The sequence below is a fragment of the Rhizobacter sp. genome, assembly GCF_031412075.1.
Lineage (GTDB): Bacteria > Pseudomonadota > Gammaproteobacteria > Burkholderiales > Burkholderiaceae_C > Rhizobacter.
Genome location: NZ_JANOCG010000678.1, coordinates 1 through 6,699 on the forward strand (window position 1 = coordinate 1; position 6,699 = coordinate 6,699).

7 protein-coding genes are annotated in these 6,699 nt (G+C 63.7%); 2 read left to right on the forward strand and 5 right to left on the reverse strand.

Going from position 1 to position 6,699, the window contains the following annotated elements:
• Positions 1-72: 72 nt before the first annotated feature.
• The 3 genes from RMO40_RS25140 to RMO40_RS25150 form a co-directional block, all read right to left on the reverse strand.
• The gene (locus RMO40_RS25140; RefSeq protein ID WP_309726656.1) at positions 73-954 is read right to left on the reverse strand and encodes an ABC transporter permease subunit; all 882 of its coding nucleotides are present in this window, start codon (positions 952-954) and stop codon (positions 73-75) included.
• 179 nt (positions 955-1,133) lie between these two features.
• Positions 1,134-2,408, reverse strand: a complete 1,275-nt coding sequence (locus tag RMO40_RS25145) for an extracellular solute-binding protein (protein WP_309726659.1) — start codon at positions 2,406-2,408, stop codon at positions 1,134-1,136.
• Between the two features lie 41 nt (positions 2,409-2,449).
• The gene (locus RMO40_RS25150) at positions 2,450-3,445 is read right to left on the reverse strand and encodes an ABC transporter ATP-binding protein (RefSeq protein ID WP_309726661.1); all 996 of its coding nucleotides are present in this window, start codon (positions 3,443-3,445) and stop codon (positions 2,450-2,452) included.
• 159 nt (positions 3,446-3,604) lie between these two features.
• Between RMO40_RS25150 and RMO40_RS25155 the strand changes: the two genes are divergently transcribed.
• On the forward strand, positions 3,605-4,336 hold the full coding sequence (locus RMO40_RS25155; RefSeq protein WP_309726664.1) for an aspartate/glutamate racemase family protein: 732 nt from the start codon (positions 3,605-3,607) through the stop codon (positions 4,334-4,336).
• Positions 4,337-4,341: 5 nt separating this feature from the next.
• Here RMO40_RS25155 and RMO40_RS25160 read toward each other — a convergent pair whose 3' ends face one another.
• Positions 4,342-5,751 carry a wax ester/triacylglycerol synthase family O-acyltransferase gene (locus RMO40_RS25160; RefSeq protein ID WP_309726667.1) on the reverse strand — a complete coding sequence of 470 codons (1,410 nt, stop codon included), beginning with the start codon at positions 5,749-5,751 and terminating at the stop codon, positions 4,342-4,344.
• A gap of 92 nt (positions 5,752-5,843) precedes the next feature.
• On the opposite strand from RMO40_RS25160, the gene RMO40_RS25165 reads away from it, so the two are divergent.
• Positions 5,844-6,104 carry an acyl-CoA-binding protein gene (locus RMO40_RS25165; protein WP_309726669.1) on the forward strand — a complete coding sequence of 87 codons (261 nt, stop codon included), beginning with the start codon at positions 5,844-5,846 and terminating at the stop codon, positions 6,102-6,104.
• A 113-nt stretch (positions 6,105-6,217) separates the two neighbouring features.
• On the opposite strand, the gene RMO40_RS25170 is transcribed toward RMO40_RS25165, so the two are convergent.
• Positions 6,218-6,547: a polyhydroxyalkanoic acid system family protein gene (locus RMO40_RS25170; protein ID WP_309726672.1), complete on the reverse strand. Its 330-nt coding sequence runs from the start codon at positions 6,545-6,547 to the stop codon at positions 6,218-6,220.
• Between the last annotated feature and the right edge of the window lie 152 nt (positions 6,548-6,699).

Here is a 6,699-nt window from a genome sequence, read left to right on the forward strand (position 1 = left end):
CCTGTCGAAGGGAGCCGGCGACGTGCACACAGGCCCTTCGACAGGCTCAGGGCGAACGGAGGATGGTTCATCTCACAGCTCCTTGCGGATGTCGACCAGCCGCGTCAAGCCCCAGATCATCATCAAGGTGACGGCCAGCAAGATCACCGCATTGGCCGCCGCCATCGGGAATTGCAGGTAGGAGGTCTGCACCTGGATGATCTTGCCGACCGATGCGATCTGCTGGCCGCCCATCACGCCGATGGTGACGAAGTCGCCCATCACGATGGTGATGACGAAGATCGAGCCGATGATGATGCCGGTGCGCGACAGCGGCACGATCACGTTCCACACCGTCTGCCAGCCGCTCGCACCGCTGTCACGTGCGGCCTCAATCAGCGCACGGTCGATGCGCATCATCGAGTTGAAGATGGGCACGATCATGAACATGGTGTACAGGTGCACGAAGGCCAGCACCACCGAGAAGTCGCTGAAGAGCAGCCACTCGATGGGGGTGTCGATCAGGCCGATGCCTTGCAAGCTCTGGTTGACCACCCCGTTGCGGCCGAGCAGCGGCACCCACGAGATCATGCGGATGACGTTGGACGTCCAGAACGGCACGGTGCACAAGATGAAAAGCAGCGTCTGCGCGCCAACGCTGCGCACATGGAAGGCCAGGAAGTAGGCCACCATGAAGCCGATCAGCAGCGTGATCAGCCAGACAAGAAAGCAGAACTTCAGTGTGGAGAGGTAGGTCTTGAGCGTGACGCAGAGCGCTTCGGTGCTGGCGCAGCCGTTGAAGACGTCGATGTAGTTCTGCAAGCTGAAAGCGGGTATCAGCTCATAGTCGGTGGCGCGCCAGAAGCTGACCGCGGCTACCAGCAGCAAAGGCAGCACTAGGAAGAGCACAAAGACCAGCGTGAACGGCGTGGCCTGCAGCCAGGCGCCGAGTCGGAGGGTCTTGGGGGTGCTCATGGTGGATTCAGCGGCCTTCAAGCAAGCCCTTCGACAAGCTCAGGGCGAACGGAATGGGAAGTCGTGCCTGCGCAAGCGAAGCGATGCGCCCCATCAAGCAACGCCCGCGGAACCGGCTTTGCCGGGCCGCCAGGCGGCGCCCCTTGGGGGCAGGAGCGCAGCGACTGGGGGGCCATCATTTATGCAGCTACAAATTCATTCCACTTTTGAACCATGTACGCGTTCTCGTCCATGATCGCGTTCCAGCACGCGATGCCGCCCATGCGCGCTTCGTAGCTGCCGCCGTCGCGCAAGCTGCCGGTCTTGGCCAACACGTCGCCACCAGGCGACTTGATGTCTTGTGTGGCGGCTTTGCCTTCCATCCAATACGCCCACTCATACGCTTCCATCTTGGCCTTGGCGGTCTCGAGCACCGCGCTGTAGTAGCCCTGGCGATTGAGGTACGCACCAGCCCAGCCGTCGAGGAACCAGTTGATGAACTCATACACGCCATCGGCCTTTTTGCCGGTGACGCTCTTGGGCACACCGAAGCCGGCGGCCCAGGCGCGATAGCCTTCTTTCAGCGGCTGGAAAGTGCAGGCGATGCCCTTGGTGCGCACGGCCGTGACGGCCGGTGACCACATCGATTGAATGACCACTTCGCCGGAGGCCATGAGGTTCACGCTTTCGTTGAAGTCTTTCCACAACGCGCGGAACTGGCCGGCCTTCTTGGCTTCGATCAAGGTCTTGATCGTGAGATCAATTTCCTTCTTGGTCATGTTGCCCTTGTCGGGGTACTTGTAGAGGCCCGAGGCCTCGACCACCATCGCGGCGTCCATGATGCCGATGCTGGGGATGTTAAGAATCGCGGCCTTGCCCTTGAACTCGGGGTTGAGCAGCTCCTTCCACGACTCGATCGGGCGCTTGATCAGGTCGGGGCGAATGCCCAGCGTGTCGGCGTTGTAGACGGTGGGGATCAGCGTCATGAATTGGGTGGGCGTGGCGCTGAAGGTCTTGCTGTCGGGCTTGTCCAGGTACATCACCTTCTTCGGTGCCGTGCCCTTGTCACCCACCTTCTTGCCGGCCTCTTCGCCGTTGGTGATGAGCGAGGTGATCTTGTCGGCGTTCTTGATGCGCTTGGTGTCGATGCCCAGCAGGTTGCCGGTGGGAATGATCTTCTTGAGCGAGAAGTACTCGGTGTCGATCAGGTCGAAGCTGTTGGGCGCGGTGACGGCGCGCTTGGTCACATCGTCGGTCGTGACCGGGATGTACTGGATGGTGATGCCGGTGTCGGCCTTGAACTTCTCGGCGATCGCCTTGTCTTGGTTGACCGCCGTGCCCAGGTAGCGCAGCGTGATCTTTTCTTGCGCATGCACGAACGGAAAGCCCATCACACCGCCGGCCGCTGCCGCGCCCGTGATCAGGGTGCGGCGGGTGGCGGTGGGCTGAGCGGTCTTGTCGAGGCGGTCGGACATGGTGGTCTTCTCCTTCGTTGGCAAATGTGAGGGGTGTTCGTTCAGGCGGCCAGTGCGTGGGCCGCACCGGGCAGCCACGAGACATAGACGGTTTCGCCGGGCTGCAGCGGCGAAGCGTCGAACTCGGCGTCGGCGACGGTGGCGGTCCATTGCGCGTCGGGCGCTTCACCGAGTGGCGCAAGGCTGACCTGCACGTAGGTGCCCTGGTACTCGACCGCCTTGACCGCGGCGATGCGCGTGTCGGGCTGCACGTGGCGCTGCAAGTGCATGCGGTCGGAGCGCACGGCGATGGGCCCGCTGCTCGATGCAATCACGTTGTGCGCGCCCATGAAGCGGGCCACGAACTCGGAGCGAGGCGCGTTGAACACCTCGCGCGGCGAGCCGGTCTGCTCGATGCGGCCGTTGTTCATCACCACCACCTGGTCGGCCAGGGCCATCGCTTCTTCTTGCGAGTGGGTCACGTGCACGAAGGTAAAGCCCAGCTCTTGTTGCCATCGCTTCAGCTCGGCGCGCATCTGCACCCGCAAAAAAGGGTCGAGCGCCGACAGCGGCTCGTCGAGCAGCAGCACACGCGGCTCGGTCATCAGCGCGCGGGCGAGCGCCACACGCTGCTGCTGGCCACCCGAGAGTTCGCTGGGCAGGCGTGCGAGGTAAGGCGTCATCGCCACCAGGGCCAGCAGTTCCTTGGCGCGGGCGTGGCGCTCGGGCACGGGCTTGCCGCGCATCTTCCAGCTGAAGGCCACGTTGTCGAGCACGCTCAGGTGCGGGAACAGCGCGTAGCTCTGGAACATCATCGCCGTGCCACGGTCGGCCGCCGCGCTGTGGGTGATGTACCTGCCGCCGAGCAATATCTGCCCGTCGCTCGCCAGCTCGTGGCCGGCAATCATGCGCAGCGTGGAGGTCTTGCCGCAGCCCGAGGGCCCGAGCAGACAGCAGTAGCTGCCCGAGGGAATGGTGAGGTCGATGCCGTCGACCGCCACGGTGCTGCCGTAACGTTTGACGAGCGAAGTCAGCACCAGGGTCGAATCGACTTTCATGCGTCGCCTGTATGCAATGCATGTGCCAGCGACTTTTCAGGCCAGTCGCACGCGTTTGGGGCAAACACCGCCGCAAACCTGGGCGCACGAATTGCTCAGCCGATGAACCTCGCCTCACTTTGTATACAAAGCAGTGCGCCCGCCCCAAAAGGAACGCCCATGAAGATTCGTGTGATCAACCCCAACACCAGCCTCTCGATGACGGCCAAGATCGGCCAGGCTGCCGCTGCGGTGGCCGCGCCCGGCACGGTCATCGAGGCCACCCAGCCCAGCTTCGGTGCGCCGTCGATCGAAGGGCACCACGACGACGTGTGGGCGGCTGCGGGCGTGGCCGAGCAGGTGCGCGGCGGCGAAGCGGCGGGCGCTCACGCCCACGTCATCGCCTGCTTCGGTGACCCGGGTTTGCATGCGGCGCGCGAGCTGGCGCGCGGGCCAGTGATCGGCATCGCCGAAGCGGCGTTTCACTGCGCGTCGTTGTTGGCCACCGGCTTCTCGGTGGTGACCACGCTGACCCGCACCTGCGTGATCGCCGAGCACTTGGTATGGCAATACGGCTTCGAGCGGCGCTGCCGCGGTATTCATGGCACCGACATCGCGGTGCTGGAGCTGGACGAGCCTGGGAGCGACGCCTATGCGCGCATCTTGAAATGCTCACGCGATGCCTTGGCAAAAGATCGCTCAGGGGCCATCGTGCTGGGGTGCGCGGGCATGGCCGACTTGTGCCTGCGCTTGCAAGGCGAGTTGGGCGTGCCGGTGATCGACGGGGTGGCCGCCGCCGTCAAGCTGGCGGAGTCGTTGGTCAGCCTGGGGCTGGGCACGAGCAAGCTCGGAGATTACGCGACGCCGCTGACGAAGACGTATGTTGGATTGGCGGCGCCGTACTCACCTTGAGCCCGTCATTCCCACGGCAGCATCAGTGTGACCATCAAGAGCTTCTCGAACTCCGGCTCGAACGCGTCGATGATCTTCTGCGGATCAGGGCACAGCTGCGCGTCGGTGATCAAGCCGAACTGCACTCCACCGCCATAGCTCAGGATGGAAACCCCCATGCCGATCTCGCCCGACTGCGGCACCCAGAACATCACCTGCCGCAGCGTCGAGCCGCACAAGGTGAGCGGCACCGCCGGCCCCGGCACATTGGTCATCACCGCCGTCGCCTTCTTGGCAAACAGGTTGAGCAGCACGTCCTGCATCGGCTTGATCAACAGGCCCGCCACCGCCAGCACCGCAAACGCGAGCAAGGGCTGGTAGCTGCCCTTCAGCTCGGCCATGCGCGCCTTCACCGCATACACCCGCTCCACCGGGTTGACGATGCCAATGGGCAGCACCAGCGGCACCAGGCCAAACTGGTTGCCGAGCTTGTAGGCTTTCTCCATCGGGCGCAGGTTGACGGGCACCATCGCGCGGATCTCCTTGCCGGTGGTGTCGTCGCCCAGGTCGCGCAGGTAGCCGCCAATGGCGCCGGCCACGCAGGCGAGCAGCACGTCGTTGATCGAGCAGCCGAGGGCCTTGCCGATCGCCTTCACCTGATCGAGCGGCAAGGGCTCGCCCCAAGCCACCCGCTTGCTGCCGATCAGCTTGCCTTTCAGACGTGTCGGCGAGTCATCGGGCATCAAGAGCATGGACGCCGCGTCAGACACCACCTGGTAGCCCACCCGCGCCATCTCCAGCGAACCCTGCTGCGGATGAGACAACACCTTCATCGACCTGGCGACACCGTCACCCGACATCGCCACGGCCTTCACGGCGATGTCGGTCAACGGTTTCATCACCGCGTCGGTCAGCCAGTCGGACTCTTCGTCGCTGTGCGAACGGCGCCGCCTCTGCGGCGGCTCCGTGCCGCCATCGGTGATCGACAGCATCACCGAAATGAGCGCAATGCCGTCGGCGATGCAGTGGTGCACACGGGCGAGCAGCGCACTGCCGCCTTCGTAATCGTCGACCAACTGGAACTGCCACAGCGCTCGCGTGCGGTCGAGTGGCGTGGTGGACAGCTCACCCACACGCGCTTGCAACGCCTCGCGCTCGCTCTGGCCGGGCAGGCGCACCAAAGCCTCGTGGCGCACGTGGTGGTGAATGTCGAAGTGCTCGTCATCGACCCAGCTCGCACCCATGGCGTCTTCAACCACCTTCTGGCGAAAGCGGCCGTACTTGAGCAGCTTGTCGCTGACCCGCTGGCACAGGGTTTCGTAGGCGATGCCTGGCTCGATCAACCACACCCCCACGATCGCCATCAGGTTGACGTCGTTGTCCATGCGCAGCCAGGCGGTATCGACGCGTGACATGCGTTCTGCGGCTTGGGCCATCTTTGTGCTTCCCTGTCTAGTGGTGTTGCGCAAGATGCTGGGTAACATGCGCTCCGTCAATGCCGAATTACACCCACAACGGAGACTGAACCATGGCCGACATCCAAGCCCAGTTCGAACAGGCACGCGCAGACTCGAAAAACCTGCCCGAGAAACCCGACAACATGACCTTGCTGCAGCTCTACGCGCTGTACAAACAAGGCAGCGTCGGCGACGTCGACACCAAGCGCCCCGGTTTCACCGACATGGTTGAGCGCGCCAAGTGGGATGCCTGGAACACGATGAAGGGCAAGTCGAAAGAAGAGGCGATGCAGGGTTACGTCGACCTCATCGAGCAACTGAAAGAAGGTTGAGCCCCCCAGTCGCTGCGCTCCTGCCCCCAAGGGGCGCCGCCTCGCGGCCCGGCAAAGCCGGTTCCGCGGGCGTGGCTTGATGGGGCGCGTCGCTTCGCTTGCTCGTGACGCTGCTACTTGTTCTTCGGCACCTTCTTGGCTGCTGATTTGGCGCCCTTGGCCAGCAGCTCGTCGAGGTTCTTCTCGATCTCGCCCTCGATGGTCTTGCTGAAGGCGCCGAGCAGGAAGCCCAGCTTGGCATCAAGCTGGAAGTGGTCGGGGGCCACCACCAGGCAACCCGTCACGCCGCTGCGCTTGAACTCCACCGTGTCGCTGGTCTCGCCTTCGATCACGGTGCATTCCATGTCGAACTTCTTCTCGGCGTGTTCGGCCCACTGCCAGGCAACCTTGCGCGCCTTGGCGAGGCCGAGTTGGTGGTCGCGGTGGATGTGGATGTCGGGCATGGGTTCGTCTCCGTGATCAGGGGTAGGGAAGCACTAAATCCGTCCGCGCCATGCGCGTTCGACCCAAAACGGGTTGTGTTGCTTGCCAACGTCGCGCGTCGTGTGCCCGAAGGCACACGCAAGCGACTTGGTGAGCAAATCGCCCGTTTTGG